Raw genomic sequence first — 25,617 nt, 5'->3', positions numbered from 1 at the left:
GAGAAAATAGCTCGATGCCAGGTAAAATATTCATCCTAATAAATTGCCCCACCTTCTTGAAAGAGGATGGGTCAGTTTACTCAAAAGCCACCCGTAGGGGTGGCTTTTTTGTTGGTTAAGCTTCTTGGTGGGGCTTGGTAACTACAGCGTCTGCGTCTAGTGTCCATCTAGTTCCAGACGGTAGCTAGGTAGTGCGTTCACGAGCTCTCCGGGACCTGCGTAGATGGGATGGTGCTCAGAGGCATTGTTTACTGCCCTTTTGGCTGGCTTATAAGTTGTGGCTGAAGCTCGACTGTGTTGACCTCAGTGCTGCTTTTGCATATCACAGTCTTCAGTCTTTGTTCCCCGTACTTCTGATAGCACTTTCTATTGCGGCAAGGTTGCTAGGCGGGGATGAGGGTTTGGTTGAAAGATTGTTGGTAGTCGTTTCGGAAATCTTGCCCAGTTCGGCGATGCCGATTTTCTCTTCTACATTGTCAGCTTTTTTAAGGCAAGGATTTGGGGCTGGAATCCTTGGTGCCGTTGTGTTGATTTTAACGGCAAGCAATGCCTATCTCACTTTGCAGCGTGGCGCTGATCGTCTTTGGTGGAATCGCCCGGCTGGGCTTGAGGATTTGCCATGGAAGCGTTTGGTAGTCCGTTATCTGCGTTTGCGAATCAAGGCTTTTGGTCTTGTTTCATTATTCGCTCTTTTTATTGTGGTGGATCAGGCTTTCACCAGCATGCGACTGCTGGGTTCGGCAAGCTTGTGGGCCCGTGCCCTAGAGATTTTGCCCATGGCTCGCGATTTGCAGCGTCCCGTGTCATCAATTCTGGATTTGCTTATTTCGTTGCTGATTGCTATTGCCTTAGCCATGTTGTTGTTGTGGGTATTGCCATCGCGTCGTGTCGCTTGGCAGCCTCTGTTCCCTGGAGCGCTTTTAATAGGTTCAACTCTCACCATCCTTAATTTGGTGCTTGGGCGCATTCTGTTGGCAGTAGGGGTGCGCTTCCAAGCCTATGGATTGGTGGGCGGTGTTTTGTTGTTGAGTCTTTGGGTTTGGTTGGTTGGTGTCATCCTGTACTACGGTCAGTGTTTGTGTGTCGTCCTGGAACGGCGCCAGCGCGTCAGGATGGATTCATCTGCCCCAATTGAGATCAGCTGATGGAGCGATCACGTACCTGGCTCTGGTTGCTGTTAGCGCTCTTGCTGCTCCTTGCTCCCGGTCCGGCAGGGCGCTTCGTGCTCGATCTTCTCGGAGGCATAACCTTGCTCCTGGTGCTGTTGCCCCTATTGCTGGGAGCGGCTGGCTTTGTGGCTTGGCAGGTGATTCAAAGAAGATTGCGTACCTGTGATACTTGTGGTTTCACCTCCATGGAGAAGGAAATTTGCCCAGCTTGTGGAGCTGCTTTTGCCGCGCCTACGGAGGGTGCAGAGCCCAATGAACAGTTTGATGTTAGTAATGTCACCATTGATGTACAGGTCGTCAGTAAAGACGACCCGTCTTCTTGAGCTTTTCGCTAATTACTTGCTGCTAATTACTTGCTGCTAATTACTTACCGCTATTTCCTGGTCGGTAGTCTTAGGCTCTTGGTCGCGCGCTATTTCCTCCAGGCGGCGCTCTCGTAAATACAAGAACAGTGGGGCTCCACATGCGAAGGCCAATGTTACGCAGCTGAGCAGTACCCAAGGCAGCCCTCGCATCTGCAGCCGCTTGCTCTCCTGCACAATCCAAATCACCACTGCCGTTGCTCCTATTGCTAGGTCTCTTGATAGGGAACTGGCGGCTGGATTTGCATTTGCAAGACGGACAAACATGCCCAAGTCGAAGCTTGATCCGTATTCCCTGATGAAGTCAACGTTTGCCAGCCAGGGCAGTACTGCACCGCTGATCGCCAAGGCCAGATACAGCCATTTCAAGGTTGAATTGCCCTGAATGGCGGTGGTGGTGTTGCTAGAGCTGTTTTCGGAATTTGCTGTCATGATTTGAGGTGGTTCTAGGTGAGCTCTTTAAAGGGGACTACAGCGTTATCTCCTTCCTGCCACAACATCACTTCCTGTTCCACATGGGCGAGTACCGCTTCACAGCGATTCAGGTAGGCGCGGGCTTGCCGGTATAGGCCTGTCATTGCTTCGACATCGAGGTCCGTGGCTTGCAGGGCTGATAAGGCCACTTGTAGGGCGGTGTGGGCTTCGTTGTATGAGAGATCGGCGCCAACGTTTTCGACGCTTTCATTTTCTTGTGTTTTTCTTGTGGCTTTTGCTTTAGGCATCGTTCAGGGCTTCGCCTCCGGAGCTTGATGCAGAATCTCGCGCACTACGGCGCTCGCCTGCCCATCTGTGAGTTGGGCGATGACTTCGCCGCCTTTTTCAAGTTGCTGCACGGAGCGCACCACAACCCCTTTGCCATCGCTCAGCAAGCAGAAGCCCCTTTTGAGCTGGTGTGCGGGCGACAGTGCTTGCAGCAGCTGCTGGGCATGCCCCAGGGCCTGGCGACGACTGGTCAAAAGGGCGAGGGGATTTACCCCCGCTAGTCGTTCCCGATCCCGACTGAGTCGCTGACGCTCTCCCTGCAGTCTCAGTTGGATGAGTTGCTGCAGGTGTCTCCCCTGCTGCTGCAATGTCTGCACCGCTACGCGGTGATCTGGCAATAGGGCCACCAAGGCAGCGGTGGGGGTGGCGGCCCTGTAGTCGGCCACCAGGTCTGCAACGGTGGTGTCATCTTCGTGGCCAATGCCGCTGACCACGGGCACTGGGCAGGCGGCTAAACACCGCGCCAGCTCTTCGTTATCAAACACGGCTAGGTCTTCGCGGCTGCCGCCACCTCGGCCGATCACGATCGCATCGATGCCCAACCGCTCCACTTGGGAGTTCAGTTTTTCCAGGGTTCGGCAGATGGCTTCATGTACGGGGCCTTGTACTGGTATTGGCACCACGACCACAGCTGTCGCCGGCCAGCGTTCGGCGCTGGTGCGCAGCATGTCGGCCAACGCGGAGCTCGGACAGCTCGTGAGCAGGGCAATGCGCCTTGGGAACGCGGGTAGGGGGCGCTTGCGGGCTTGATCCAGCAACCCGTCGAGGGCTAGCCGCTCCCGCACCTGTTCGAACTGACGCAGGACCGAGCTCAGGCTTGGCCTGATGTCCAGAGCCTGAACGCAGAGGCTTGCCCGGTTGCTCCAAAAGTTGAGCTTGCCCACCACTACGACTCCATCTCCGTCTTCGGGAACGAAGCTGAGCTTCGCCAGCTGGGAAGCCCAAACCACTGCCGAAATTGATGCCTGCTCGTCGACCAGGGTCATCCAGAGATGTCCCTTTTTGAGCTGGGGCCTGCTCACGGTTGCGTCAAGCAGAAATCGAGGTGCAAAACCGCGCTCTAGCAGCGATGCGACCGCGCCATTCAGTTCTGTCACGCCGTAGCGCGGTATGCCTGAAAATTCACCGGCCGCAGTCACGGCTGGATCTGCCGGTAGCAGATCCACCAGTAGAGGCTCACCAGGCCAGCTATCAGCGCTACCGATCTCCCAATCGGATGGTCAACGCGCATCAGCCCTGCGACGCAGATCACTAGGGCGCTGCTAAGCAGGCGCGAGCCATCACGACGGTTGTTGACGTAAAAGCGGGCCAAGGCAGCCTTGCCGGAAAGTTCCAGTTTGGGGCAGGCAGGTGCCTTATTGCCCCATGCCCCTCAGGCTCGATGACTCCCCTGTTGCAGCCTTGCTTTGGTAAGGGCCGTCGCCTGGGCTTGGCACGGGTCTTCTGGCCAGGGGTGACGGGGGTAGCGCCCGCGCAGCTCCTTGCGCACATCCGGATAGCTGCGCTCCCAGAAGCCCGCCAGATCCTGGGTGATCGCCGCCGGCCGGCCGGCCGGTGTGAGCAGGTGCACGGTCACTGCTAGCTGACCTGAGAGCACCATTGGGTTTGTGCGAGCGCCGAAGAGCTCCTGCAGCTTTACCGCCAGCAAGGGCTGGCCGCTGCTGTAATCGAGCTTGACTTGGCGGCCAGAGGGCACGGTCAGGGCTACTGGCAGCAGCTGATCTAGTTGGGGACGCAGGCTCCAGGGGGCGTCACCCCAGAGGGCTTCGCCTAGGGGTATTCCCTGCAGTTCGTCGCGGCTGCGGAGGCCGTTGAGGTGGGGGCCGAGCCATTCGTCTAGCTGTTCCAGTAGCTGCTGGGGGCTGCAGTCGGGCCATGGGGCTCCTAGGTGCTGGTGGGCCAGGCTGAGGCGTTGCTGGAGTTGGCGGCTAACGGGATCCCATGGCAGAGCTTCCAGTCCCAGCTGCCGCAGACCCTCTAGTAGGGCGCTGCGAATCAAGGCCGGTTCTGCTTCGCTCCAGCTGCGGCGCTCAAGCACCAGCGCTCCTAGTCGCAGGGAGCGTTCGCAGCGCACCCGTTGACCTTCTCCATCCCAGCGCGCCTCCACCGCGATAGTTCCTTGCCCGCCGGGATGCTCCGCCAGTTGCCGCAGTTGCCCGATATCAATGGGGATCGCTAGCTGGATGCGAGCGTCCTGGCCCTGGCCATCAAGCTGGGCCACTGCCAGAGCAGTGCAGGCCACCAGGGGATCGTCTGCATGGAGCACGGCGCCGCGGCCGCCACTGAGTAGGTAGCGGCCAGGCTTTCCTGCTCTGGCTAGGGCTAGCCGCTCGGGATAGGCGGCGGCAACTAGCGAGCCCGCCGCTTCCGACAGGGTTACGGATCGGCCAACCGGCATTGCAGCTGGAGGACTGGAACTAATACCACCTAGCTGCCTGACCTGGCGCTGCAGCTGGCTTTGCAGCTGACGCAGCCGGCGCTGGGAGCTATCTCCAGGGCGGTTTTCACCTAGCCAATCAAGCCGCCGCAGCAGGTCACTGCCGGCCTCCTGACGGTTGAGGGGATCGCGCTCGCTCAGCAGCACCGCCAGGCCGCAGGCCAGCTCCAATTGGCCTAGTTGCTCGCCCAGCAGTAGCAGCTGGGCGAGGCGCGGATGCACCCCCAGCTGGGCCAGGCGCTGCCCGTGGCTGTTCAGCCGCCCGGTGGCTGCCAGAGCACCAAGCTGGTCGAGCTGCAGACGGGCCTCCTTTAGGGGTGCAGGCGCTGGTGGGTCTATCCAATGCAGGTCCCTGCCAAGGGGATCGCCCCACTGGGCCAGTTGCAGGGCCAGGGGCAATGGATCTACCTCGAGCAGCTCCGGTGGATCGAAAGCGGGACGACGCTGCTGTTCAGCGGGCGACCAGAGGCGCAGGCAGCGACCTGGACCCAGGCGCCCGGCCCGGCCGGCCCGTTGATCAGCGCTGGCTTGGCTTGCGGGTACGGTGACGAGGCCATCAAGTCCACTTCCGGGATCGAAGCGGTTGCGGCGGCTCAGACCACTGTCGAGCACCAGCGTTACCCCGGCCAAGGTGAGGGAACTCTCAGCGATGGAAGTGGCGAGCACCACCTTGCCCGCGGCGTTGCTGGCCGGGCCGATAGCGTGGCCCTGGGTCTCCAACGGCAGGTTGCCGTGCAGGGGAACGCACTCCACGCCCTGATGGCTGGGCTTTCCCCAGTCGGTGGCGGCGATCGCCCTGCTGCAGTCCTGGATCTCCCTCTGCCCGGGGAGGAAAACCAGCACGGTTTCGCCGTCGCCGCGCGGCTCTAGCCAGTGCTGCTCAAGGGCGCGCACCACCTGTTGCGCCAGCCTTTCGCCTGGTCGCGGTGGCTGGTGGCTGATTGCCACCGGATAGCAACGCCCTTCGCTGGTCAGCACGGTGGCCCCAGGCAGCTGCTCCGCCAGCGGGGCCAGGTTGAGGGTGGCAGACATCAGCACCAGCCGCAGCTCTGGCCTCAGCAGCTCCCTGGCCTGACGCACCAGGGCAAGGGATAGGTCGGTGTCGGCGCCGCGCTCGTGGAATTCGTCAAAAATCAGGCAGTCCACCCGATCAAGGCCAGGATTTGCCTGCAAGCGCCGCAGAAACAGGCCGTCTGTGAGCACCTCCAGTCGGGTGGCGGCTGAGATGCAGGATTCAAGCCGCACGCTGTAGCCAACTTGTTGGCCGAGGGGCTCACCGAGCTCGGCCGCCAGCCTTTGGGCTGCCGCTTTGGCCGCCAGGCGACGGGGTTCCAGCATCCAGATGTGGCCAGATGCGGCACCCGGTTTGCCCGACTCCAGGTTGAGTCCTGCTAGCAGAGCCAGGGGCACACGAGTCGTTTTACCTGCTCCAGGGGGTGCCTGGAGCAGCACGGTGGCACCGGGCCTGCAGGCTTCGAGCAGGGGCGCCAGCAGGCCGTCAATCGGTAGCGGGGGCGTTGGCAGGGGGCTGTCCTTGGGGAATCAGCGCACGTGGCGAATGCCATCTACCGGGTGGTAGGCCTCGCCTGTGAGCTCCTCGTAGACGATCGCCGGTAGGCCGGTTTCAAACATGGTTTGCAAGGCCTCCTTGAGGTAAGGATTCCAGCCCCCGGTGCTCACCTTGCCGTGGCGAACAGTCCAGTCCCAGGTGCCTTGCAGATCCCTGGGGATGCGCCCCTCTCGGTCGCGACGAGCCACGAGATCCTGAGATTCAACCAGGCCTACCAAAATTGGATCCCTGCCGTAGGCAGGCGTGATGCTCAACTCCAGCCGAATCGGATCTTCTTTGATCAGCTTGAGGCGAAAACGGGGTGGCAGTTTGAGACTGGTCAGCACTGCAGCCACTATTCGGGTCCGTTGATCCACCTTCTGTCTCCGCTGAAAAACGCTTGCTCAACGGAGAGCCTATTCAGCTGAGGTCACCTGGGTAAGCAGCTTGCTCGTTGTCGCCGCTGAAGCGGACGGTTAAGAGGTCTTCCTGGGTGATCTGACCATCTGAATCAAGCAGCTCCGGATGGATGGTGAGTCTGCCGGTGCGGTCGTGATTGGACCTGATTTCGGGTGCTTGTGCTGCTGGCGTACCCATGGCATCTCGATCACCGGGACGGGGAATGGCGCGGAATCCTTGGCCCATCACCCTGAAGGCTTGCCATAGCAGAGCCACAAAGCAGGCCCCGTAGAGCAGGGGTAAAAGCTGGGAGAGCACAATGTTCATGGCCTTAAAGCTGGCCTCAGATAGATGGTTGCGTGTCGCAATTCCATCATTGCCTGGAGCGAGCCGTTTGGGGATCAACGACTGCAACCTCTCCAGTATTGGCAACCATCCAGGCCCACAGGGTGCTGCAGGCGGCGCCGAAGGCGAGAAAAGCAATTAGCAGTCGCTCGGTGTCCATGGATTGAAAGATTTGTTTACCAATATTAGGGCCGATCCTGGTCCCCCGTGGCGGCTTTCCTGGGAGGGAAATCCCGCTCTAGGCAGTCGCTGGCTGGTTGCTTACGTTTTGACTAGTTGAGTCCTGTAGTGATGGCTGATTCGCGGGCCTTGCCCTGGCTGGGTTCAGGGCTGGTGCTGATGGCTCTACTGGCGCCCCCGGCTCCCTGGCCAGGCGCTGCCGCCCTCGCCCAGAGTGCAACTTCAGTCAGCCTGAACCGCCAGTCATTTGTGGCGGCTGCTGTTCGCCGCGCTGGACCCGCGGTGGTGACCATTGACACGGAACGGACCGTGGCTGCCTCAGGTGGTGCTTCGGGAGGCTTGCCAAGAGGGCTGCTCAACGACCCCCTGTTTCGCCAATTTTTTGGCATGCCCCAGCAGCAACAGCAGCCCTCTCAGCGCACGGAGCGGGGGCAGGGAAGCGGCTTTATTTTTCAGGCTGAGGGCCTGATCTTGACCAATGCCCACGTGGTGGAGAAATCAGACCGGGTGACCGTGGGGCTGCAGGGCGGTCGTCGGGTTGAAGGCACGGTTGTCGGCCTCGATCGCCTCACGGATCTGGCGGTTGTGAGGTTGGCGGGCAGCGGCCCTTGGCCAGTAGCGCCCTTGGGCAACTCCGACAGCCTGCAAGTTGGCGAGTGGGCAATTGCCGTAGGCAACCCTTACGGGTTGGACAACACCGTGACCATGGGGATCATCAGCAACCTCAACCGCAACGCCAGCAAGCTGGGCATCACAGACAAGCGCTTGGATCTGATTCAGACCGACGCAGCAATCAACCCGGGCAATTCAGGCGGTCCGCTGCTAAATGCTGATGGCGAGGTGATCGGAATTAACACCTTGGTGCGTACCGGGCCTGGTGCGGGCTTGGGATTTGCTATTCCGATTAACCGGGCCCGGGATATTGCCCGCCAATTGCTTACCTCTGGCCGTGTCAGCCACCCATTTATCGGCGTAAGTCTCGACGGGGTTCGTGCCGGTGATGGCACTGGGCTGAATCAAGGGGTGCGGGTGATGGCGGTGCAAGCTTCCGGGCCAGCGGCGCGGGCAGGCCTGCAAAAGGGCGATGTAATCGTTGCAGTGGGTGATCAGCCCATCGCTAGCCCCTCCCAGCTGGTAACAGCGGTGGAGAGGGCGGGGGTGGGGGGAAGCTTGGAGCTTCGGCTGAATAGGGCCGGAACATTGATGCGGTTGACGGTTATTCCAGCCCAATTAACCCCAGCCCCCTAGGCCTCTTGCCCCCACGGACTACCCAGGCTTGGCGAAACTTGGGTAGGTGCACCTAGTTGCTGACGCATAACCCACTGGGTTGCCGCCTTTTGGCTATGCCAGGCCTGGAGTAGCTGCTTGGCAATGCCTTGCAGGGTCTGGGGATCGGCGGTGGCTTCAATAGCCCGGTTCATGCGCTCCAGCTCAAACTGCTGACCGAGGCTGAGGGCGAGTGGTTCAGACATGGCACGCACCACAGGTAACTATTTGACCCCCTAACGCTACAAACTGTTTCATTCGCTTGCGTAGCGGTTGCGACAGGGCGCGCTGCCTGTGCTGATTTGCTGTCTGGCGGTGATGGGCTGGCCGGCGTCTGAGCTCAGGGCTGTTCGCGTAGCTCTTCAACGCAGCGCGTCACGCAGGCGCCGTCATCCAGGGAGCAGGTGGTGATGCATTCGAAATACACCTCCAAGGCGTCGCCTTGGCGGCCATTGTCTTGATGGCCGGCGACGTGATAGCTGGTGCCCTGGGCGTTGGGGCCCATGTGCTGATTACCCATGATCTCCTGCGGTGGCGACTCCTTGTCAGCCTATGCACACCAAACCAAGGGGGCTAGTGAAATGAGTCTTCCTGCCTAAGCGGCTGTGAAGTTCTGTGTACCCGCTGAGGCGGGGACTGCGGGCTGGGCTGCTCAGCTGGATTTTGACTGGGATTTTCGAGAAGCCTGCTTGGCCTTGTTGGCGGCCTGTTTTGCCGTTTTGCGTTCTGCTTCTTCGGCCTGCCGGGCCAGGCCAGCTTCCTCTTCTTTCTTGGTGAGGTAATAGGAATAATCGCCGCGGTAGAGCACCAGTTGGCCATCCCGGATCTCCACGATCCGGTTGGCCACCCTGGAGATGAAATAGCGGTCGTGGCTCACCAGCAAGGCCGCACCCTCATATTCGATCAGCGCGTCTTCCAGCATCTGCTTGGCTGGAATATCAAGGTGATTGGTGGGCTCATCCAGAACTAGGAGGTTGCAGGGGCTGAGCAGCATTAACGCCAGCGCCAGCCTGGCTTTCTCTCCTCCAGAGAGTTTGCCGGCCTCCTTGAATACGCTTTCGTTGCTGAAGCAGAAGCTGCCTAGCAGTGAGCGCACTTGGGTCTGAGTCCAGTCGGGCACTACCTCGAAGATCGTGTTGATCACGGTTTTGGAGAGGTCTAGGGCTTCGGCCTGGTTCTGCTCGAAGTAGTTCGCTATCACGTTGTGCTCCCCGAGGCTGGCGCAGCCGTCCTCGGGCTGTTCGCTGCCCATGATCAGCCGCAGCAGGGTTGATTTACCGGCGCCGTTAGGCCCGACAAAGGCGATGCGGTCACCCCGTTCCACCTCGAGCTCAGCCCCTAAAAACAGAATCTGCTCGCCGTAGCTGTGGGTCAGGTTTTTGATGTCTGCCACCACGCGCCCAGAGCGTGGTGCTTCGGGAAAGCGGAATCGCGGCCCGCCGACACCTTCGAGCGGAGCTTCGACCCGCTCAACCTTCTCCAGCAGTTTCTCCCGGCTTTTGGCCTGGGTGGAGCGGGTGGCACTGGCCCGAAAGCGGTCGATGTAGGCCTGCTGGGCTCCCAGCTCCTTTTGTTGGCGATCAAATGCGGCCTGGGTTGCTTCGCGCTCCAGGACTTTCTGCTCTAAGTGCTGGCTGTAGTTGCCCAGGTAGGTGCGCGATACCCCCCGTTCGGTCTCCACTATCTGGTTGCAGACCCGATCCAGAAAGGTGCGGTCGTGGCTGATCACAACTAGGGCCGCGGTCTGTTCGACCAGATAACCCTCGAGCCACTGGATCGTTTCAACGTCCAGATGGTTGGTGGGCTCGTCGAGCAGAAGCAGATCCGGTTCCTGGAGGAGGATTTTGCCGAGGGCGATGCGCATCTGCCAGCCGCCGGAATAATCCCCCACCAGCTGTTCGGCCCCCTCGGGGCTGAAGCCAATGGTGGGCAGCAGTTTGTCGATGCGGGCATCGAGCTCGTAGCCGTGCAACGCCTCGAAACGGCTGTGCAGCCGGCCTAGCTCGTGGATTAGCTCGTCGAGATGGTTGGGGTCGTTGGCGGCCTTCTCGCTTGCCATCTCGTGCTCCAGCTGGTGCTGGCGGATCAGCACTTCAGCTGCTTCGCCGAATGCTTGGAACAGCTCCTCTCGCACCGTGCGGGCTGGATCGACGTCGAATTCCTGTTGCAAGTAGGCAATGCTGGGTTCGCCTTGCTTCACCACCAAGCCACTGCTGGGCTCTTCCAGCCCGGCAATGATCTTCATCTGGGTGGACTTGCCAGCTCCGTTGACGCCCACCAAGCCAATGCGGTCTCCAGGCCTCACCTCCCAGGTGACATCCCGCAGCACCTCGCCAGTGGGATAAATCTTGCCGAGGCGTTCGAGGCGTAGCACGGATAAGGGTCTATGGACCAAGTCCATCATCCCTGGCGACCCGTCTGCCTGGGGGCGGCTAAGCAATCATCTGGTGCAGACTCGTCTCACCTGCCTGTGTGATTGCCATGATCAAGCGCCTTGAGCAGGTGGCTGCTCTGGTTGTCACAGCTGGTCTGGCGCTAGTGAGTTACTGGCTCTTTTTCAGCTGGGCAGGTGGGGAGCGTGATCAGCGACAACAGCGCCGCACCAACTCAGAGCCCCCCGCGAGCCTTCACCAGCCACTGCTTGCTGACGCTGTCATCCAGGGTGGAGATGTAGGTGCGGATCTCTTGGGAGGTGACCGGCAAGCCGAACTGCTGGCCCAGCTCAATGATTCGGCTAATGGCCCCGGAAGGATCCTGTAGGGCCTGGCGGAACAGCGCTTGGGTTAGGTCGTGGTCGGCACTGATTTGGGCGTAGAGCTCAGCAGCATTGTTGGCATGCAGAGGTCGTTCAGCGTCGTCTTGTAGGGAGTAGTCGTTGCTGGCGGTCATTGCTGGCAGCAAATTGGCTGAATTTTAAATCGAATCGGTTCAGGCGGCTAGCTGGTTTTCGCCTTGCTCAGGTGTGCCACAGGCTGAGGCATCTTCCATACTGCGGGCATCTAGGCAAAGCACTTTGCGCAGCTCGGCGTAGTTGGCTGCAAGTGCGCCTCTTCCCTCCTGCTGGGCGCTGTATTCGGCCCGCTGCAGAACGTGATGCAGGTGGGTGAGCAGGTAGGTGCTGATTACTGCGGAGACGAGCACATCGCTGCGTTCGGCTGTCCGGCGCTTGCGGCCCTGGGCAGCCGAGGCAGGGGTTGAGGTGCGTGGGGTGGAGGAACGGGGCACGGTGTGCACCTCCGATGGGATGGTTGCCTTCAGCATAGTCTTGGATACTACCCTTGTGCATCTCTGTACACTGATTGGTATCTGAGGGGTATGGGCTGGGGATTGCAAGCCCCAGCCTTGCTCCGCGCTTGCTTCGCAACTCCGTGGCCACCCGGCAGACCTCCTCGAGTGGCAAGTCCAAATCACCTCGCATTCAGGTGGTGTTGCCCGAGGAGCTCTGCCAAAAGTTGGCTGAATTCGCGGATGCCGAGTCCCGCACGGTGAGCAACATGGCCAAGGTGCTGATCCAGCAAGGTGTGGAGCGGCTGCAGCAGGCCCAAGCCAGCCAGGCTTCCCCGGTTCAGGCGGGTTTCCAGGCTGAGCTTTTTCGTCAGGGACTGGAGGCCAGTCAGGCCCAGAAACCCCAGCGCCTGCGCGGAGCTCCCCGCAGGGTTCGCTTGCACCGACCGGACTGAGGACGGGCGCACAGCCCCAGCACGGCGCCGCCGCTGGCGCCGGTGACTGAGGGCGGATTCCCCTGATGCCCCAGGGCGTGCCACCAGGCCAGCAGGGCGAAGGCCAAGGCCTCTCTCTCTGCCTCGCCGATGCCAAATTCCGCCAGCGGCCGCACGATCAGGCCGCGGCAGCGGCGTTGCAGTTGTTCTACTAGCAGGCTGTTGCGGCAGCCACCGCCAGCCACCAGCAGCTCGATCGCTTGGGGCCCATGGCCCAACTCCTGGGCTACAACCGCGGCACTGAAGCCGGTCAGGGTGGCTAGGGCATCCGCCGCGTCTCTCCCCTTGACTTCGGCCAGCCGTCGCTCCAGGTCTGCCTGGCCGAATAGCTCTCGACCGGTGGACTTCGGCGGTGGGCTCTGGAAATAGGGCTCAGCTAACCAGCGTTGTATCAGGGCTTCATCCATCTGTCCCTGGCGGGCCCAGGCCCCATCAGCGTCATAGCTCTGCTGGCCGCCACTGAAGTGCATGGTTGCCAGATCCAGCAGGGTATTGGCAGGACCACAGTCCCAGCCCCGCACTGGCAAGCAACTTTCGGGCCCCTGGGCTGGAGGGATCAGGGTGAGGTTGGCGATGCCCCCCAGATTCAGTACCGCTCGCCAGCCGCCGCAACGACCCAGTAGGGCCTGGTCTGCAGGTGGGACAAGTGGAGCTCCCTGACCGCCAAGGGCCAGATCGGCACTGCGGAAATCGAATACCACCGGTGTAGCCAGCAGCTCTGCCAGCAGCGGCCCTTGAAGTAGTTGCCAGCTGGCACCCCGCTGACCAGCCTGGGGCGGGCGATGCCAGAGGGTCTGGCCGTGGCAGCCAACTAATTCGGCCCTGCCCTGGGGGTCGCATGCTCTGGCGGCGAGAGCTTGCTGCTCGGTCACGGCTTCCGCCAATTCGAGCAGCGTTGAACTATCGAACGATTGGCCTTGGCCAACGCCAATTAGCTGGCGTTGGAGCTCGGCGGGGTAAGGGTTGAAGTGGTGCTTTTCCAGCTTCCAGCGCGGACGTTGGGGCGGCCCGCTGAAGCTGGCCAGGACTGCATCCACGCCATCGGCGCTTGTGCCGCTCATCAACCCCAACACCCGCATCAGCCCAAGCTCACTTGTTGGGCTGGGGGGTCATGCGCAGGTAGGGCTTGATCTCAGTGACGCCCTTGGCAAATTTGGCGCGGGCATCTTCGGTGGAGATCGATGGCACCACTACGCAATCGTCGCCGTCTTTCCAATTCACCGGGGTGGCCACGGAGTGGTTGTCGGTGAGCTGCAGGGAATCAATCACCCGCAGGATTTCGTGGAAGTTGCGGCCAGTGCTGGCGGGGTAGGTGATTTGCAGGCGCAGTTTCTTGTTGGGATCGATGATGAACACCGAACGCACGGTCAGATTGTTAAGGGAGTTGGGGTGAATCATCCCGTAAAGGTCGCTCACCTTTTTGTCGGCATCCGCCAGGATCGGATAATCAACTGTTGTGTTCTGGGTTTCGTTGATATCGCAGATCCAGCCGTTGTGGCTTTCGGCGGAATCCACGCTCAGGGCGATGGTTTTGACGTTGCGCTTTTCCCATTCAGGGCGCAGCCGGGATACCTCTCCCAATTCTGTGGTGCAAACAGGGGTGTAGTCGGCCGGGTGGGAGAACAGCACAACCCAGCTGTCAGCGCCGAAGTCGTAGAGATTTATCTGCCCGAGCTGGGAATCCTGGGTGAAATCGGGAACGGTATCGCCGAGTTGGAGGGCCATAGAGGCTGAAAGGGAGGAAGAAAGCAAGTTCTGATCGTGCCACAAGTCAGCGCGCAGATGTGGTGTTTTCGTCCTCAGGCGCTGACTCGGGCCAGCTGCGCAACTCCTGGCGCAGGTGCTGCAGGCCCAGGCAGGCGGTGGCGGAAATGAACAGGGCCGTTGGGGCTAGCGCACGGGCTCGCTCCACCTCCCCGGCTGGGCAACGATCGATTTGATTAGCGATCAGGCGCCTGGGGGCGGTTGCTCCAAGGGAATCGAGGATGGTGTTGACGGTGCGCCACTGCTCGGGCCAGGCCGGGTCGGCCAGATCAACCACGATCAACAGGCCCTCAGCTTCAAGGGTTTCCTCCAGGGTTGAGCGGAAGGCTTCCAGCAGGGGCGGGGGCAAATCGCGGATGAAGCCCACCGTGTCAGTGAGCAGCACTGGTTCCGGCAATTCAAGTCGTCGGGTGGTGGGATCAAGGGTGGCGAACAGCTTGTTTTCGGCCAGCACGGCGCGGGCTTCGCTGGCCTTGGTTAAGGCGTTGAGCAGGGAGCTTTTGCCGGCGTTGGTGTAACCCACTAGGGCCAGTCGCCGCAGTCCCTGGCGGCTGCGACGCAACCGGGCCCGGTGCTCGCCCAGCTGGCTCACCTCCCGCTGCAATCGCTCAATCCGGCGGGCGATGGCGCGACGATCTTTTTCCAGTTGGGTTTCGCCCGGTCCCCGGGTGCCGATGCCTCCCCCCTGCCGCGACAGGCTGCGGCCGCGGCCGGTGAGTCGGGGCAGCCTGTAGCGCAGTTGGGCCAGCTCCACCTGGAGGCGCCCGGCGGCGCTGGCGGCCCGTTGGGCAAAGATGTCGAGAATCAGTTCACTGCGGTCGCTCACCGGCAGATCGAGGAGCCGCTCCAGATTGCGGGCTTGCACCGGTGTGAGCTCCCGGTCTGTCACTACCAGGGTGGCGCCGAGCCGCCGGGCCTCCAGGGCCGCTTCACCCACTTTCCCCTCACCCCAGAGGGTCTGGGGGGCAACCTGGCTGCGGCGCTGCTCCACCACTCCCACCGACACGGCACCGGCGCTGCCTACGAGTCCCTCCAGTTCGGCGATCAGGCGCTGGGCCCGGCCGCGGTCGCCGGGGGTGAGGGCTAGCAGCAGCACCCGTTCAGGGCCGTCTTGGCTGGCACCAAAGGCGCCAGCGCTGGCTGCATTTGGCGGGGTGAGGCTGAGGGGATCCCGGCCGCACAGCTCGGCTAGATCTTCAGTCGCTTCGCTTGCCCAGGGTTCGGCGGCGTCGGGGTGGGCCACCAACAGTTGGGCGGGCCATTGGCCCCCCGCCCCCGCCCTGTCGCCGAAGCGCAGCCAAACGATGGGCGCTATATCCAGCCCCACGATTCCCTCCTGGCGGCCGGCTTCGAGTTGTTTGGTTCGGCCGCAGCAGGTGATCAGCCGCAGCTCGGAGCCCTGGCGGCGCTCCGAGCCGGGCAGGCGCTCCAGCAGCCGGCCCGATTGCTCAAGCGGCCCCACCCAGAGCAGCCGGCACAGGCCCCGGCTATCCACTACCAAGGTGAGCGGCAGCTCCAGCTCACGGCTTTCGCTGGCAAGCCGCTGCAAGCAGAGCAATTCAGCTATCTGGTCGTCCGGATGGCGGCGGTGACAGAGGCGTTCCAGGCGTCTTTTTTGGGCGGGTCGCAAGCCGGCCGTACGCCCCGCCAGGCCGCCTTGTTTCACCACAGGCCTTGTTTCACCACAGATAGACAGCGATTACGGATTTGATCATGGGCGGGCCTTGCCCACCACAAGCTTGGGCTCCCGGCAGAATCACCGGGGCCAGTCCGCTAGCCAGCCGGCGACCACTTTGAACTGATGCGACTTACCAGGTAAGCGGGCCAGGTAGGCCAGTTTGCGGATCTGAAATGCCGCCGCTCCCGCCAGGGTGAATCCGCCGCCAACGAGGCTTGCTTCACCTCGGCCCAGGCTCATCATTTCGCCGAGGTCGTTGTAGTTGAAGGGATCGAGGGGTTCGCCAGCAAGGGAATGCATCAGGTTGCCGGCCAGGCACTCAGCTTGTTGGAAGGCCACTTGTGCCGTGGCTGGCAGGGGTAACTCCTGCTGGGCGATGTCGCCTAGGGCAAATAGGTGGGGCTGATCGACCAGCTGCAGGGTGGGCTCGCAGCTCAGTCGTCCAAGTCGGTCGACGGGAATTGGCGGCTGGCATTCAAGCGATTGAAAGCGCAGGCCTGCAGTCCAGATAACCCCATCAACCTTCAGCTGTTCCGAGCCCGCTGGCCCCAGCAGCGTCAGTCCACCTGGTTGCACCGCCTCGACGCGGGTGTGGGTTCGCAGCCTCACATCCCGGCGTTGCAGGGCCTGCTCAGCCTGTTCTCGGTTGAAGGCCTTGGCCTGGGGGAGCAGTCCGGGGCCCTGCTCAATCAGGTCCACAATCGTGCTCCCCTGCAATTGGTCGGCCAGCTTGCAGGCCAATTCCACCCCGCTGGCACCAGCTCCGACCACGGCCAAACGCTGCAGGGGCCGGGACCGTTCCTTCAAGGTATGGATTAGGCGCTGCAGCCGTTCCACGTCTGCCAAGGTGCGAAAACCGAGGCTGTATTCAGCTACGCCGGGGATGCCGAAGTCATTGGCCTGGGCACCCGTGGCCAGCACCAGGCGGCTGAAGGCCAGGCACCGGCCGCTGGCGGTATGGACCTGGGAAGACTGGGCTTCGATGCGCACAACCCGGTCCTGCAGCCAGGCCACCCCTTTGCCGGCCAGCAAACTGTCGTAGCGAGGTGCGATCTCCCAGCTGCGCAGTTCGCCGCTCAGCAGTTCGTAAAGCAGGGGTAGAAATAGGAAGCGATCGTTGGGTTCGATCAGCAGGATTGGTGGATGGTGGCGGCGCTCTGCCAGGGCGAGGGCGGTGTAAAGCCCACCAAAGCCCCCGCCCACGATCACCACCGGTGCGGTTGGCGGGGTCACCGCAGCCTGCGATCGCGCCGCCTCAGGATTCAGCATGGCTCTGGTGGTCTTTCGCCGGCACCTGCTTTTGAACCCTAACCAGCGACTTACTCAAAGGGCGATGATGGTTTGATGCAGATGGCCCAAGTCCCAGCTCTTTCACCCGATGGCACCGGCCGGCCGATCGATCTGGACGCTGCCAGGGCACTGCTTGCACCTTTGTCGGCCCAAGAGCGCCTGAGCTGGGCTCAGAGCACTTTCGGGGCAGGATTTGCTTTAACAACCAGTTTTGGCATTCAGTCGGCAGTTTTGCTGCACATGGCCAGTGAGCTGACCGCCAATATCGATCGGCCCGTAACCGTGATCTGGGTTGATACGGGCTATCTGCCGCCGGAGACCTATCAATACGCCGAGCGCCTGGTAGAGCAGCTCCAGCTTCAGTTAGTTGTGGCCCAGTCGGCCATGAGCCCGGCCCGGATGGAAGCTCTGCATGGCCGCCTTTGGGAAACCGACCAGCCGGGAGATCTGGCGCTTTATCACCGCATCCGCAAGGTGGAACCCCTCGATCGGGCCCTCACAGATCTGGCGGTGACCTGTTGGGCCAGTGGTGTGCGCGGCAGCCAGACCGATCACCGCAAGGCCATGGAACCGCTAGATGCGGTGCGTCAGCGCTGGTCGCTGCGGCCCCTTCTCTCCTGGAGTAAACGGGATGTTTACTACTACATGGAAGAGCACAAATTGCCCCAGCACCCGCTGTTTGAGCAGGGTTATTCCACGGTGGGCGACTGGCACTCCAGTGCTCCTGATCTAGGAGATGTCAGCGGCCGGGCGACCCGTTTCGGTGGTCTCCAACAGGAATGTGGCATCCATCTGCCGGGATTGATGGGCGAGGGCATCTGAGCGAGGGCCGTTGGCTGCTGATCGGCAATAGCCGATGGCACTGGGCAGAGGGTGAGCTGGGCGGCCTGCGTACGTGGAGTGCTCCAGCCGGTGTGGGCGAGTTTGAGGGGCTGGTTGCTTGGGCTGCGGTGGGTCCGGTGCCCGCCTCTGTTCCACTGCCGCTGGAGCGGCGTCTGCATTTGAAAGATGTGCCCTTGTTGGATCAGCCTGGCTGGCTGGGAGTGGATCGTGCCCTAGTGGGTTGGCGGGCCTGGTGCCTTGCCTCTGGCCCCGTCTTGGTGGCTGACGGCGGCACTGCCTTGAGCCTCACCCTGGTCACCAGCGAGGGCCGATTTCGGGGAGGACGGTTGCTAGCCGGAGCTGCCTTGCAGTTGCGGGCCCTGGCTGCTGAAACTGCAGGACTGCCTGGCTTGGACCTGCCCTTGGACCTGCCTTTGGACCTCTGGCCCCGCTCCACACCAGAAGCAATGGCCGCAGGGGTTTTGCGAGGTCTGGCGGGCGCCTTGGCCGCGGCAGGGCGTGAAGCCCAAACCAGCTGCCCTGGGTGCAGTTTTTGGCTCACGGGAGGGGATGGCCCCCTGCTGAAACCATTGCTGCAGCAGCTGCTAATGAGCTCCATGCCGCTGCAGTTGGCTCCGGACCTGGCCCTTGAGGCCTTGGCAGCACTCAGGCCAAGCCCAGATCGCTGAGGATGTCGTCAGCCATGGTTTCGGACTTCACCTTTGTGTAGATCTTTTCGATCTTTCCTTCTGCATCCACCACAAAGGTGTGGCGCATCATGCCCATGTATTCCTTGCCCATGAATTTCTTCAGCCCATAGCTCCCATAGGCCGCGGCCACTGCGCAGGGCTCGGCGTCGCTTAGCAAGGTGAAGGGAAGGTCATATTTGGCGATAAATTTGGCGTGGCTGCTGGCGCCGTCCTTGCTGATGCCGAGCACGGTGATGGCTTGCTTTTCGAATGCGCCCCACTGGTCGCGGAAATTGCAGGCTTCTTTGGTACAGCCGGGGGTGTCGTCCTTGGGATAGAAGTAGATCACCACCCGTTGGCCCTTGAACTGGGAAAGCTTCACCGCCGTTCCGTCTTGGTCTGGCAAGGTGAAATCAGGGGCGGGCTCACCGATCTGCAAGGTCATTGAACGTCCAACCGAACTCACGGGTGAGCCTAGGCAGCAGCTTGGATCTGCCGCAGCGCCCAGCCCCCCAGCTATGGCTGCGCTATCTGGAGGGGGGCGACCTCGGTTGTTTATCTATTGATGAATGGAGTTGGGGCTTGGCCCTGCCTGAGCTGCAGCGAAGTCGCTACTTCCAGAGCCGGGCTCTGCTCCGGCAGCAGCTGGCTGATGTGTTGGGCTGCGCTGGTGCCGCGGTGCCTCTCCATAGTCCGCCCGGCCAACCACCACTGTTAGGTAGTGGTCTGGGATGGGTCAGTCTCAGCCATAGCGGCGCTGGCTTGCTGATTGGCTACTCCGCCTCTGCCATCGGCGTAGACCTCGAATCCACCGCTCGACCTATTGAGCCGGCTGGATTGATGAGGCGGTTTTATCCAGAGCCTGAACAGGCGCAGTTGCGGGATTTGACTGGGGAGGCGCTACGGCAAGCGGTGCTCAACAGCTGGGTGTTGAAGGAAGCGGCTATCAAGTGGCGCCATCGCACCCTTGCCGCAGAACTTGCTCAGTGGTGTTACGACCACATCAGCGGTAGCTTGCTAAATCTCAGTGATGGGGCCAAGCCGGATCACAGCAGCGCTCTGCAGCAGGATTGGCGTTGGGCGGCGGTTGGTGAGGGTTGTGCAGGTTTGATGTTGCACTCGCCAGGACAGCCTGAAGAATTGATGGGGCAGCAGGGCGCATGATTGTTCTAAATACGCAGATTTACTACTGAAATCCAGCGGAAATCTTTCGGTTTTGTGTCGATGCGCCCCGCTGACTTGCATCTTTGGTGACATGCGGCACTGCGTGGCTACGTTCGGAATAAACTGATTCCATTCCTCTCGTGATCAAGCGCTTGCTGGCCGGCCTTTTTGTGGGTACGGCCCTCTCGGCGGTGGCTATGCCAGCGTCCGCCGCAGTCGACAACAATCTCCCCGTTCGTTGGAACACCGGCGGCGCCGTGTGGTCTACCAACCAGGATGCCTTTAATACATTCCTGCAGTCTGGTGAGGTCACCGATCGGGGCCTGGAAGGGGGCCTGAACCGCTCCGGCTGGACCGCTGCCGAGGTGCGTGAAGGCATGAACAAGTCCTACAACGTTGACTTCGTTGGCGTCTCCCGCTTCCTCTACTCGGATGCCGGTGTGAAGTTCCTCAAGAACCAAACCACCAGCTACTTCCCTTACTGGAGCATGAACACCTTCGCGGTGCAGGCTCTGCGCTCGGCGATCGTGGCCGATGCCCGTGACGGTCAGATCTCCTCGGCCGGCATCATGAATGCCCTGCCTACCGACATGCGCTTGGCCGACTTCTGCAACACCTACACCGGTGCCCAGAACGTCTGTGCCGAAGGCCGTTGCCAAGGTGACGCCCAGTGCACCTCCCTGCTCTCCTGGTACGTGTTCCTGCCGGCCTGCATCCAGGCCAACCAGATGGCGGATCCCGTGGCTCAAGTGCGCACAATGGCCCCGGCCCCGGCCCAGGTTCAGCAAGTCGAATCTGAAGCCATCCGCGGCCTCTGGTGAGCCTGGCCTTTTGGTGAGCATGGCCTTTGGTGTTCGACTCGCCTTAGGCGATTCGCGCCACCTCAGCTGCCCCGGCTTGCGCCGGGGCTTTTTTATGTGTTTAGGGGTTTTTGCAGTGCGTCCACTCGCCTTGCCCTTACCAAGGTGTGCTCAAGGGCCTGGGGCATGGGCTGGCCCAGCAGGCGGCTGAATGCTTCTCGCAGGCTTTGCACGGCTTCACTGGCTAGGGGCTTGCCCCGGAGTGCGGCCATCGCTTCGAGATAGGAGCTGGCCGGGGCCAGCCAGCGTTCGATCAGCTCGGCAGTCAGCACGAGTTGGATTGATTCCTGCCACTGCTCCTGTTGCACTCGCCATCCCGCGGCGATCAAGCTGCGTTGGCTGAATAGGCCGGTGCTCTGGGCCTGGATCAGTCGCTGCCCCTCCAGGTGAGTTAGCTCCTCCAGCAAGGTTTGTAGGGAGGTTTCTGCCGTGCCGAGCAGGGCCCGCAGGCCTGCTGCTGGCCCGAGTTGGGGAGTGCTGAACAGCAGGCGCCATTGGCCGGTTTGGCCCAGCAGCGCGCCTGCCTGGCCGATCCAGGCCTCGATTTGTTCGGCGCTGAGGCCCTGCCAGGGTTGCCGCGCTATCACCCAGTCGAAGCGGGCCCCGGAGTCAAGGGCGAGTTGCGGTTCGAGCTGGGAGCTAAGGGCGGCAGGGGTTTGGGGAGGCACCAGCAGCAGCTGGGGTTGGCGCAGGCTGTCGAGCACCTTCAGCTGGGCTTGCAGCCGCTCCCGGTCGGAGGCCTGGGCCACGGTGATCACTACCCCGCCCTCGGGCGTAGCGGCCAGGGGATCAAGGGCCCATAGCAACGACCTCGCTTCCAGCACCAGCACCCGCGCTTGGCGTTGCCAGATCACTCCTGCCCAGAAGCGATGTCTCAGGGTGTCGAGTCGTTCTCCCTCGGCGGCGGCTTGCCGCTGCAGCCAGCGCTCCAGCTGGGGATCTTCCGGACTGCTGCTAAGCACGTCGCCCTGATCCGCCGCCATCTCAGCGGCAGCCGCCAGCTGGGCGGCCCGTCGCTGTTGCAGGCGCTCGCGCCTCTGGCCCTCCCAGCCCAGGCTGCCCGGTTGCCAGAAAATCTCACCTTGAAGTGCGCCAGGCAAATACTGCTGGGCTACCCAGTGCTCGGCGTAGGCATGGGGGTATCGGTAGCCCACTCCATCGCCAAAAGCCTGGCCATCACGGTTGGCATCGCGCAGGTGGGCGGGCACCTGTTGGCGGTTGGCGCTGCGCACGCTTTTTAGGGCATCGAAGAAACCGAGCAAGCTGTTGCTCTTCTCCGCTCCCGCCAAATAGAGAGCTGCCTGGGCCAGCGGGTAAAGCCCCTCTGGCAATCCCACTCGCTCGAAGCTGGCCGCGCAGGCTTCCACCACCACCACGGCCTGGGGATCGGCTAAGCCGATGTCTTCCCCGGCAGCGATCAACATGCGCCGGAAGATAAAGCGCGGGTTTTCGCCCGCCTCCACCATGCGGGCCAACCAGAAAAGGGCCGCATCTGGATCGGAACCGCGCAATGATTTGATGAAGGCGCTAATTGTGTCGAAGTGGGCATCCCCCTGCTTGTCGTAGAGCACCGCGCGCTGCTGAATCGACTCCTCGGCGATGGTCAGATCGATCCTGATGGAGCCATCAGCACCGGGAGGAGTGGTCTCCACCGCCAGCTCCAGGGCATTCAGCAAGCTGCGGGCATCGCCGCCGGCCACATCAACCAGGTGGTCGGCCGCTGCTGCGGCTAAGTCAATCGAGCGTTCGCCATAGCCCACTGCCGGATCCCGCAGGGCCCGTTCCAGCAGCTGGCGCAGGTGTGCTGGCTCAAGCGGTTGCAGGCGAAACAACCGCGAACGGCTTACCAGGGCTTTGTTCACCTCGAAAAAGGGGTTTTCGGTGGTAGCTCCGATCAGATTCACCGTGCCGTTTTCTACCCAGGGCAGCAGGGCATCTTGTTGAGCACTGTTGAAACGGTGCACCTCGTCGATGAACAGGGTGGTGCGCAGGCCATGGTGCGCCAGGCGCTGCTGGGCCGCATCCACCTCGGCCCGCAGATCCTTGACGCCGGCAAGTACGGCATTGAGGCTGCTGAAGTGGGCCCTGGTGCTGCCAGCAATGATCCGGGCCAGGGTGGTTTTGCCCACCCCCGGCGGGCCGTGCAGGATCAGGTTGCCGACTCGATCTGCGGCGATGGCGCGGCGTAGCAGTCGTCCTACGCCGAGGATCGACTCCTGACCGACGAAGTCATCAAGGCTGCGGGGCCTGAGCCGGTCTGCCAGGGGGGCGGCCCTGGCCAGGGTTATGTCGCGTTGATGGCTGAACAGGTCGCTCACGAGGTCGCCGCAGCGCCGTTCTGAGTCCATCATCGGGCCGCCGGCGATACGCTCCGGCCATGCGGCGCGCCCGATCCACCATCACACCCATGCTCCGCCCTGTTGTTTCCCCGCTATTGATTTTCACGGCGATGGCCTCTGCCCTGGTTGTGGGGTGTCAGCAGGGGCGCGAGCCAGCCCCGCGGCTGCCTGTGGTGCAGAGCCAGCGCCTGGAAACTGCTGAATTTCAAGCCAGTTTTGACACCGTGAGCACCCTGGAGGCAGAGGAGGAGGTGGATCTGGCGGCCCAGGCGGGGGGCCGCATTCAGCGATTGTTGGTGCGCCAGGGAGATCGGGTGCGCCAGGGCCAGCTGCTGCTGGTGCTCGACCAGGCCCAGCTCAGGGCTGAGGTGGCCAGCCTGCGCGCTCAGATGCAGACCAACCGCCTCAATTACCAGCGCTATCAGGATCTGGCCCGTCAAGGTGCTGCCAGTGCCCTGCAGCGGGATGAATTTCGCCAGGCCTACGTCGCTGCCCGCGAAGCCTTGGTTGCCCGGGAAGCCGATCTCGCCTTCAAGGATCTGCGGGCGCCGATCAGCGGCACGGTGGCCGATTTGCGCGTCAAGCAGGGCGATGTGATTGCTGCGGGCGTGCCGATTACCCGCTTGATCCGCAACGACAATCTCCTGGCTCGCATCGATGTACCTGCCACCTATGCCGATCGTGTTCGGCCTGGTCAGCGGGTGCTGCTGCTGGCCGCCTCCAGCTCCCAGCCCCTGGCGGAGGGCCCGGTGATCTCGGTGGATCCGGGGGTGAGCGCCCCAACTCAGACGCTGCTGGTAAAGGCGTCGTTTGCTAACCCGCGGGGCAGCCTGCGCAACGGCCAGCGCAGTCGCACGCGACTGGTGCTGGATCGACGCCAGGAGTTGGCCGTTCCCTTCACCGCGGTGACCCGGTTGGCAGGACAGCCATTTATTTATTTGGTGGGCAGCTTGGCTGAGCTGGAGCGGCGGCCGGGCAAGGCCCCCATCGCCGAGCTGCGCCGGTTGCCGAGCGGCACCCTGTTTGCCTTGCAAACTCCAGTGCAGATAGGAGATATGCAAGGAACCCTCTATCCACTGCAGCGGGGGGGGCAGGGTGTTGCTCAGGAAGGCGATCGGCTGATTACCGCTGGCCTGCTCAACCTGCGCCATGGTGCTCCGGTGCAACTTGCGAGGCAGGCCAAAAAGCCAGGCATCCGGTAGCTTGCCTTTCGATGCTCAGTGGATGTGAACAGAGCGGTTGCGGCCTCCTCTCTTATAGGCCTGCTGTGCGTAGGAGGGTGCACCACCAAACAGGCCTCCCGGACGCCGCTGGTAGTGCAGTCCGAAACCATCGGCGAGGCTGATTTCAGCCCCTCGATTGAGGTGATAAGCCAGCTCAGCTCCACCAGTGATGTGGCACTGCGCCCCGAGGTTGATGGGCGGGTGGTGAAGATCCTCGCGACCCAGGGCCAGCGGGTGAAGGCGGGCCAGCCGATCTTGGTGCTCGACAACGTGCAGCAATCGGCAAGCCTGGATGCCAGCAAGGCCGAGGCCCGTAAGGATCTGGTTAACGCGGAGCGCTACATCTTTTGAACGAGCAGGGAGCGGTATCCACCAAGGATCGCGACTTCTATGTCACCCAGGCGATTCAAAGCCGCGACCAAGTGCGCGCCAATGCGGCCACCTTGGGCTACAAATTCGTGACGGCACCGATCAGCGGTGAGATCGGCGATCTCGATACGGTGAAGTTGGGTGATTACGTGCGCCAGGGACAGGCGATCACCGGCATTGTCGACAACTCAAGTCTTTGGACCCTGATGGATGTGCCCGCCACCCGCTCATCGCGGGTGGCGCTTGGCCAGATCGTGCAGCTGGTGACCCAGGGCAATCCGCCTCTATCTGCGACGGGGAAGGTGGTGTTTATTTCCCCTTACTACGGAGTGAGCGGTAGTAGTTCTTCGCCAAACACGGTGCTGGTCAAGGCCTCCTTCCCCAACGCAACCGGCCAGCTCAAAACAGGTCAGTACGTGCGCAATCTGATTGTCACCGGCAACACCCGCCAGCTTTCCGTGCCGGTGCAGGCAGTGATGATGCAGGCCCAGCAGCCTTTTGTTTATCGAGTGCTGCAACTCAGCCAGGTGCTCGCCAAGATCCGCGCCTCCACCCAAATTCCTGAGGCGCAGAAGCAGAAGCTTGAGGCCCTGCCGCCCACTACTCCGATCGTGGTGCAGACCCCAGTGCAGCTTGGGGAGCTGGAGGGCAATCGCTACCCGCTGGTCTCCGGTCTGCAGAAAGGAGAAATGGTGGTCGTCTCAAATACGGCGCTGTTGCGTACCGGCATGCCAGTGAAACTCTCGAGCGGAAGCAACTGAGAAAGATATGTCACTCTCCGATAATTTCATCAAGCGGCCTGTCCTTACTACCGTTTGCAGCATCCTGATCGTGCTGCTGGGAATCATTGCTATCCCCAGCCTGCCAATTGAAAACCTGCCGAATATTGCGCCACCGCTTATTCAGGTGACCTCTAATTACGGCGGTGCTAATTCCATAGTGACGGAACAGGCCGTTACCAATCCGCTAGAGCAGCAGATCAACGGTGTGCCGGGCGCGGCCTATATCTCATCGACTAGCTCAAATACTGGTCAGAGCATTATTCAGGTTTATTTTGAGGAAGACACGGATATCAACATCGACCAGGTAAACGTTCAAAACCGCGTCGTGATTACCCATAAGCCTCCGCAAGCCTGAGATCGCGCTCCGTGCAAGGCGTGCAGCAGCAGACTGCATTGGCGATCCGTTCCGTCATCGCAACCATTGAGAAACGCCGGTTGAAGCGGAAGCA

At 61.7% G+C, this 25,617-nt stretch carries 30 protein-coding genes and 1 pseudogene; 12 read left to right on the top strand and 19 right to left on the bottom strand.

The window, feature by feature from the left end; genetic code table 11:
• Positions 1-191: 191 nt before the first annotated feature.
• Positions 192-1,145 (top strand): YihY/virulence factor BrkB family protein, encoded by a 954-nt coding sequence (locus KBY83_RS13385; protein ID WP_255020017.1) that lies wholly within the window; start codon positions 192-194, stop codon positions 1,143-1,145.
• A complete protein-coding gene (locus KBY83_RS13380; RefSeq protein WP_255020016.1) occupies positions 1,145-1,492 on the top strand; it encodes a hypothetical protein in 348 nt (115 codons plus the stop codon). Before KBY83_RS13385 ends, KBY83_RS13380 begins: the two co-directional genes overlap by 1 nt.
• Before the next feature lie 36 nt (positions 1,493-1,528).
• Here the strand turns inward: KBY83_RS13380 and KBY83_RS13375 are convergent, their stop codons facing one another.
• Genes KBY83_RS13375 through KBY83_RS13340 form a run of 8 tightly spaced genes read right to left on the bottom strand, consistent with a single transcriptional unit; the run spans position 1,529 to position 7,183 of the window.
• Complete coding sequence (locus tag KBY83_RS13375; protein WP_255020015.1) at positions 1,529-1,963, bottom strand: DUF2834 domain-containing protein; 435 nt, start codon at positions 1,961-1,963, stop codon at positions 1,529-1,531.
• A gap of 14 nt (positions 1,964-1,977) precedes the next feature.
• Positions 1,978-2,253: an exodeoxyribonuclease VII small subunit gene (locus tag KBY83_RS13370; protein WP_255020014.1), complete on the bottom strand. Its 276-nt coding sequence runs from the start codon at positions 2,251-2,253 to the stop codon at positions 1,978-1,980.
• 3 nt (positions 2,254-2,256) lie between these two features.
• On the bottom strand, positions 2,257-3,432 hold the full coding sequence (gene xseA / locus KBY83_RS13365; RefSeq protein WP_255020012.1) for an exodeoxyribonuclease VII large subunit: 1,176 nt from the start codon (positions 3,430-3,432) through the stop codon (positions 2,257-2,259).
• A complete protein-coding gene (locus KBY83_RS13360; RefSeq protein ID WP_255020011.1) occupies positions 3,429-3,605 on the bottom strand; it encodes a hypothetical protein in 177 nt (58 codons plus the stop codon). The genes xseA and KBY83_RS13360 overlap by 4 nt, the downstream gene beginning before the upstream one ends.
• A gap of 60 nt (positions 3,606-3,665) precedes the next feature.
• Entirely contained in the window at positions 3,666-6,233 is a 2,568-nt protein-coding gene (gene hrpB / locus KBY83_RS13355) for an ATP-dependent helicase HrpB (RefSeq protein ID WP_315858984.1), read from the bottom strand.
• Between the two features lie 39 nt (positions 6,234-6,272).
• Entirely contained in the window at positions 6,273-6,656 is a 384-nt protein-coding gene (locus KBY83_RS13350; RefSeq protein ID WP_106632550.1) for a hypothetical protein, read from the bottom strand.
• 43 nt (positions 6,657-6,699) lie between these two features.
• Positions 6,700-7,005, bottom strand: coding sequence for a DUF2973 domain-containing protein (locus KBY83_RS13345; protein ID WP_255020010.1), 306 nt, complete (start codon positions 7,003-7,005; stop codon positions 6,700-6,702).
• A gap of 46 nt (positions 7,006-7,051) precedes the next feature.
• On the bottom strand, positions 7,052-7,183 hold the full coding sequence (locus KBY83_RS13340; RefSeq protein WP_255020009.1) for a hypothetical protein: 132 nt from the start codon (positions 7,181-7,183) through the stop codon (positions 7,052-7,054).
• 131 nt (positions 7,184-7,314) lie between these two features.
• Here KBY83_RS13340 and KBY83_RS13335 point away from each other — a divergent pair, with 131 nt between their 5' ends.
• A complete protein-coding gene (locus KBY83_RS13335; protein WP_255020007.1) occupies positions 7,315-8,451 on the top strand; it encodes a trypsin-like peptidase domain-containing protein in 1,137 nt (378 codons plus the stop codon).
• On the opposite strand, the gene KBY83_RS13330 is transcribed toward KBY83_RS13335, so the two are convergent.
• From KBY83_RS13330 to KBY83_RS13310, 5 genes are all read right to left on the bottom strand, one after another.
• Entirely contained in the window at positions 8,448-8,675 is a 228-nt protein-coding gene (locus KBY83_RS13330) for a hypothetical protein (protein WP_106632552.1), read from the bottom strand. The two genes, KBY83_RS13335 and KBY83_RS13330, sit on opposite strands and share 4 nt — an antisense overlap.
• Before the next feature lie 134 nt (positions 8,676-8,809).
• Positions 8,810-8,989, bottom strand: coding sequence for a hypothetical protein (locus KBY83_RS13325; protein WP_106632553.1), 180 nt, complete (start codon positions 8,987-8,989; stop codon positions 8,810-8,812).
• 132 nt (positions 8,990-9,121) lie between these two features.
• Positions 9,122-10,873, bottom strand: coding sequence for an ATP-binding cassette domain-containing protein (locus KBY83_RS13320; RefSeq protein WP_396094032.1), 1,752 nt, complete (start codon positions 10,871-10,873; stop codon positions 9,122-9,124).
• 203 nt (positions 10,874-11,076) lie between these two features.
• The gene (locus KBY83_RS13315; protein ID WP_255020005.1) at positions 11,077-11,358 is read right to left on the bottom strand and encodes a hypothetical protein; all 282 of its coding nucleotides are present in this window, start codon (positions 11,356-11,358) and stop codon (positions 11,077-11,079) included.
• Positions 11,359-11,397: 39 nt separating this feature from the next.
• Positions 11,398-11,694 carry a hypothetical protein gene (locus tag KBY83_RS13310; protein ID WP_255020004.1) on the bottom strand — a complete coding sequence of 99 codons (297 nt, stop codon included), beginning with the start codon at positions 11,692-11,694 and terminating at the stop codon, positions 11,398-11,400.
• Positions 11,695-11,837: 143 nt separating this feature from the next.
• Between KBY83_RS13310 and KBY83_RS13305 the strand changes: the two genes are divergently transcribed.
• Complete coding sequence (locus KBY83_RS13305) at positions 11,838-12,149, top strand: ribbon-helix-helix domain-containing protein (protein ID WP_106632622.1); 312 nt, start codon at positions 11,838-11,840, stop codon at positions 12,147-12,149.
• Here the strand turns inward: KBY83_RS13305 and KBY83_RS13300 are convergent.
• The 4 genes from KBY83_RS13300 to KBY83_RS13285 form a co-directional block, all read right to left on the bottom strand.
• The gene (locus KBY83_RS13300) at positions 12,083-13,267 is read right to left on the bottom strand and encodes an anhydro-N-acetylmuramic acid kinase (protein WP_255020002.1); all 1,185 of its coding nucleotides are present in this window, start codon (positions 13,265-13,267) and stop codon (positions 12,083-12,085) included. The genes KBY83_RS13305 and KBY83_RS13300 overlap by 67 nt on opposite strands.
• A gap of 10 nt (positions 13,268-13,277) precedes the next feature.
• Entirely contained in the window at positions 13,278-13,913 is a 636-nt protein-coding gene (locus tag KBY83_RS13295) for a peroxiredoxin (RefSeq protein WP_254942166.1), read from the bottom strand.
• 46 nt (positions 13,914-13,959) lie between these two features.
• Positions 13,960-15,618 (bottom strand): GTPase HflX, encoded by a 1,659-nt coding sequence (gene hflX, locus KBY83_RS13290; RefSeq protein ID WP_254942167.1) that lies wholly within the window; start codon positions 15,616-15,618, stop codon positions 13,960-13,962.
• Positions 15,619-15,708: 90 nt separating this feature from the next.
• A complete protein-coding gene (locus KBY83_RS13285; RefSeq protein WP_255020001.1) occupies positions 15,709-16,863 on the bottom strand; it encodes an FAD-dependent oxidoreductase in 1,155 nt (384 codons plus the stop codon).
• Positions 16,864-16,974: 111 nt separating this feature from the next.
• Here KBY83_RS13285 and KBY83_RS13280 point away from each other — a divergent pair, with 111 nt between their 5' ends.
• The gene (locus tag KBY83_RS13280; RefSeq protein ID WP_255019999.1) at positions 16,975-17,742 is read left to right on the top strand and encodes a phosphoadenylyl-sulfate reductase; all 768 of its coding nucleotides are present in this window, start codon (positions 16,975-16,977) and stop codon (positions 17,740-17,742) included.
• Positions 17,700-18,431 (top strand): type III pantothenate kinase, encoded by a 732-nt coding sequence (locus tag KBY83_RS13275; protein WP_255019998.1) that lies wholly within the window; start codon positions 17,700-17,702, stop codon positions 18,429-18,431. Before KBY83_RS13280 ends, KBY83_RS13275 begins: the two co-directional genes overlap by 43 nt.
• Here KBY83_RS13275 and bcp read toward each other — a convergent pair.
• Positions 18,409-18,876, bottom strand: coding sequence for a thioredoxin-dependent thiol peroxidase (bcp, locus tag KBY83_RS13270; protein WP_106632560.1), 468 nt, complete (start codon positions 18,874-18,876; stop codon positions 18,409-18,411). The genes KBY83_RS13275 and bcp overlap by 23 nt on opposite strands.
• 41 nt (positions 18,877-18,917) lie before the next feature.
• On the opposite strand from bcp, the gene KBY83_RS13265 reads away from it, so the two are divergent.
• A complete protein-coding gene (locus KBY83_RS13265; RefSeq protein ID WP_255019997.1) occupies positions 18,918-19,595 on the top strand; it encodes a 4'-phosphopantetheinyl transferase superfamily protein in 678 nt (225 codons plus the stop codon).
• A 140-nt stretch (positions 19,596-19,735) separates the two neighbouring features.
• Entirely contained in the window at positions 19,736-20,416 is a 681-nt protein-coding gene (locus tag KBY83_RS13260) for an alpha/beta hydrolase (RefSeq protein ID WP_255019995.1), read from the top strand.
• Between the two features lie 92 nt (positions 20,417-20,508).
• Here the strand turns inward: KBY83_RS13260 and KBY83_RS13255 are convergent, their stop codons facing one another.
• Complete coding sequence (locus KBY83_RS13255; protein ID WP_255019994.1) at positions 20,509-22,806, bottom strand: AAA family ATPase; 2,298 nt, start codon at positions 22,804-22,806, stop codon at positions 20,509-20,511.
• Positions 22,807-22,862: 56 nt separating this feature from the next.
• Here KBY83_RS13255 and KBY83_RS13250 point away from each other — a divergent pair, with 56 nt between their 5' ends.
• The 4 genes and pseudogenes from KBY83_RS13250 to KBY83_RS13240 form a co-directional block, all read left to right on the top strand.
• Positions 22,863-23,996, top strand: a complete 1,134-nt coding sequence (locus KBY83_RS13250) for an efflux RND transporter periplasmic adaptor subunit (protein WP_255019993.1) — start codon at positions 22,863-22,865, stop codon at positions 23,994-23,996.
• Between the two features lie 114 nt (positions 23,997-24,110).
• The gene (locus KBY83_RS15540; protein WP_396094023.1) at positions 24,111-24,368 is read left to right on the top strand and encodes a biotin/lipoyl-binding protein; all 258 of its coding nucleotides are present in this window, start codon (positions 24,111-24,113) and stop codon (positions 24,366-24,368) included.
• The gene (locus KBY83_RS13245) at positions 24,365-25,147 is read left to right on the top strand and encodes an efflux RND transporter periplasmic adaptor subunit (RefSeq protein ID WP_396094021.1); all 783 of its coding nucleotides are present in this window, start codon (positions 24,365-24,367) and stop codon (positions 25,145-25,147) included. The genes KBY83_RS15540 and KBY83_RS13245 overlap by 4 nt, the downstream gene beginning before the upstream one ends.
• Positions 25,148-25,154: 7 nt before the next feature.
• Positions 25,155-25,493 (top strand): annotated as a pseudogene (locus KBY83_RS13240) (efflux RND transporter permease subunit); the annotation flags it as partial.
• Between the last annotated feature and the right edge of the window lie 124 nt (positions 25,494-25,617).

This window comes from Cyanobium sp. WKJ7-Wakatipu, assembly GCF_024345355.1.
GTDB lineage: Bacteria > Cyanobacteriota > Cyanobacteriia > PCC-6307 > Cyanobiaceae > Cyanobium_A > Cyanobium_A usitatum.
This window is presented reverse-complemented; position numbering and strand designations above follow the sequence as displayed.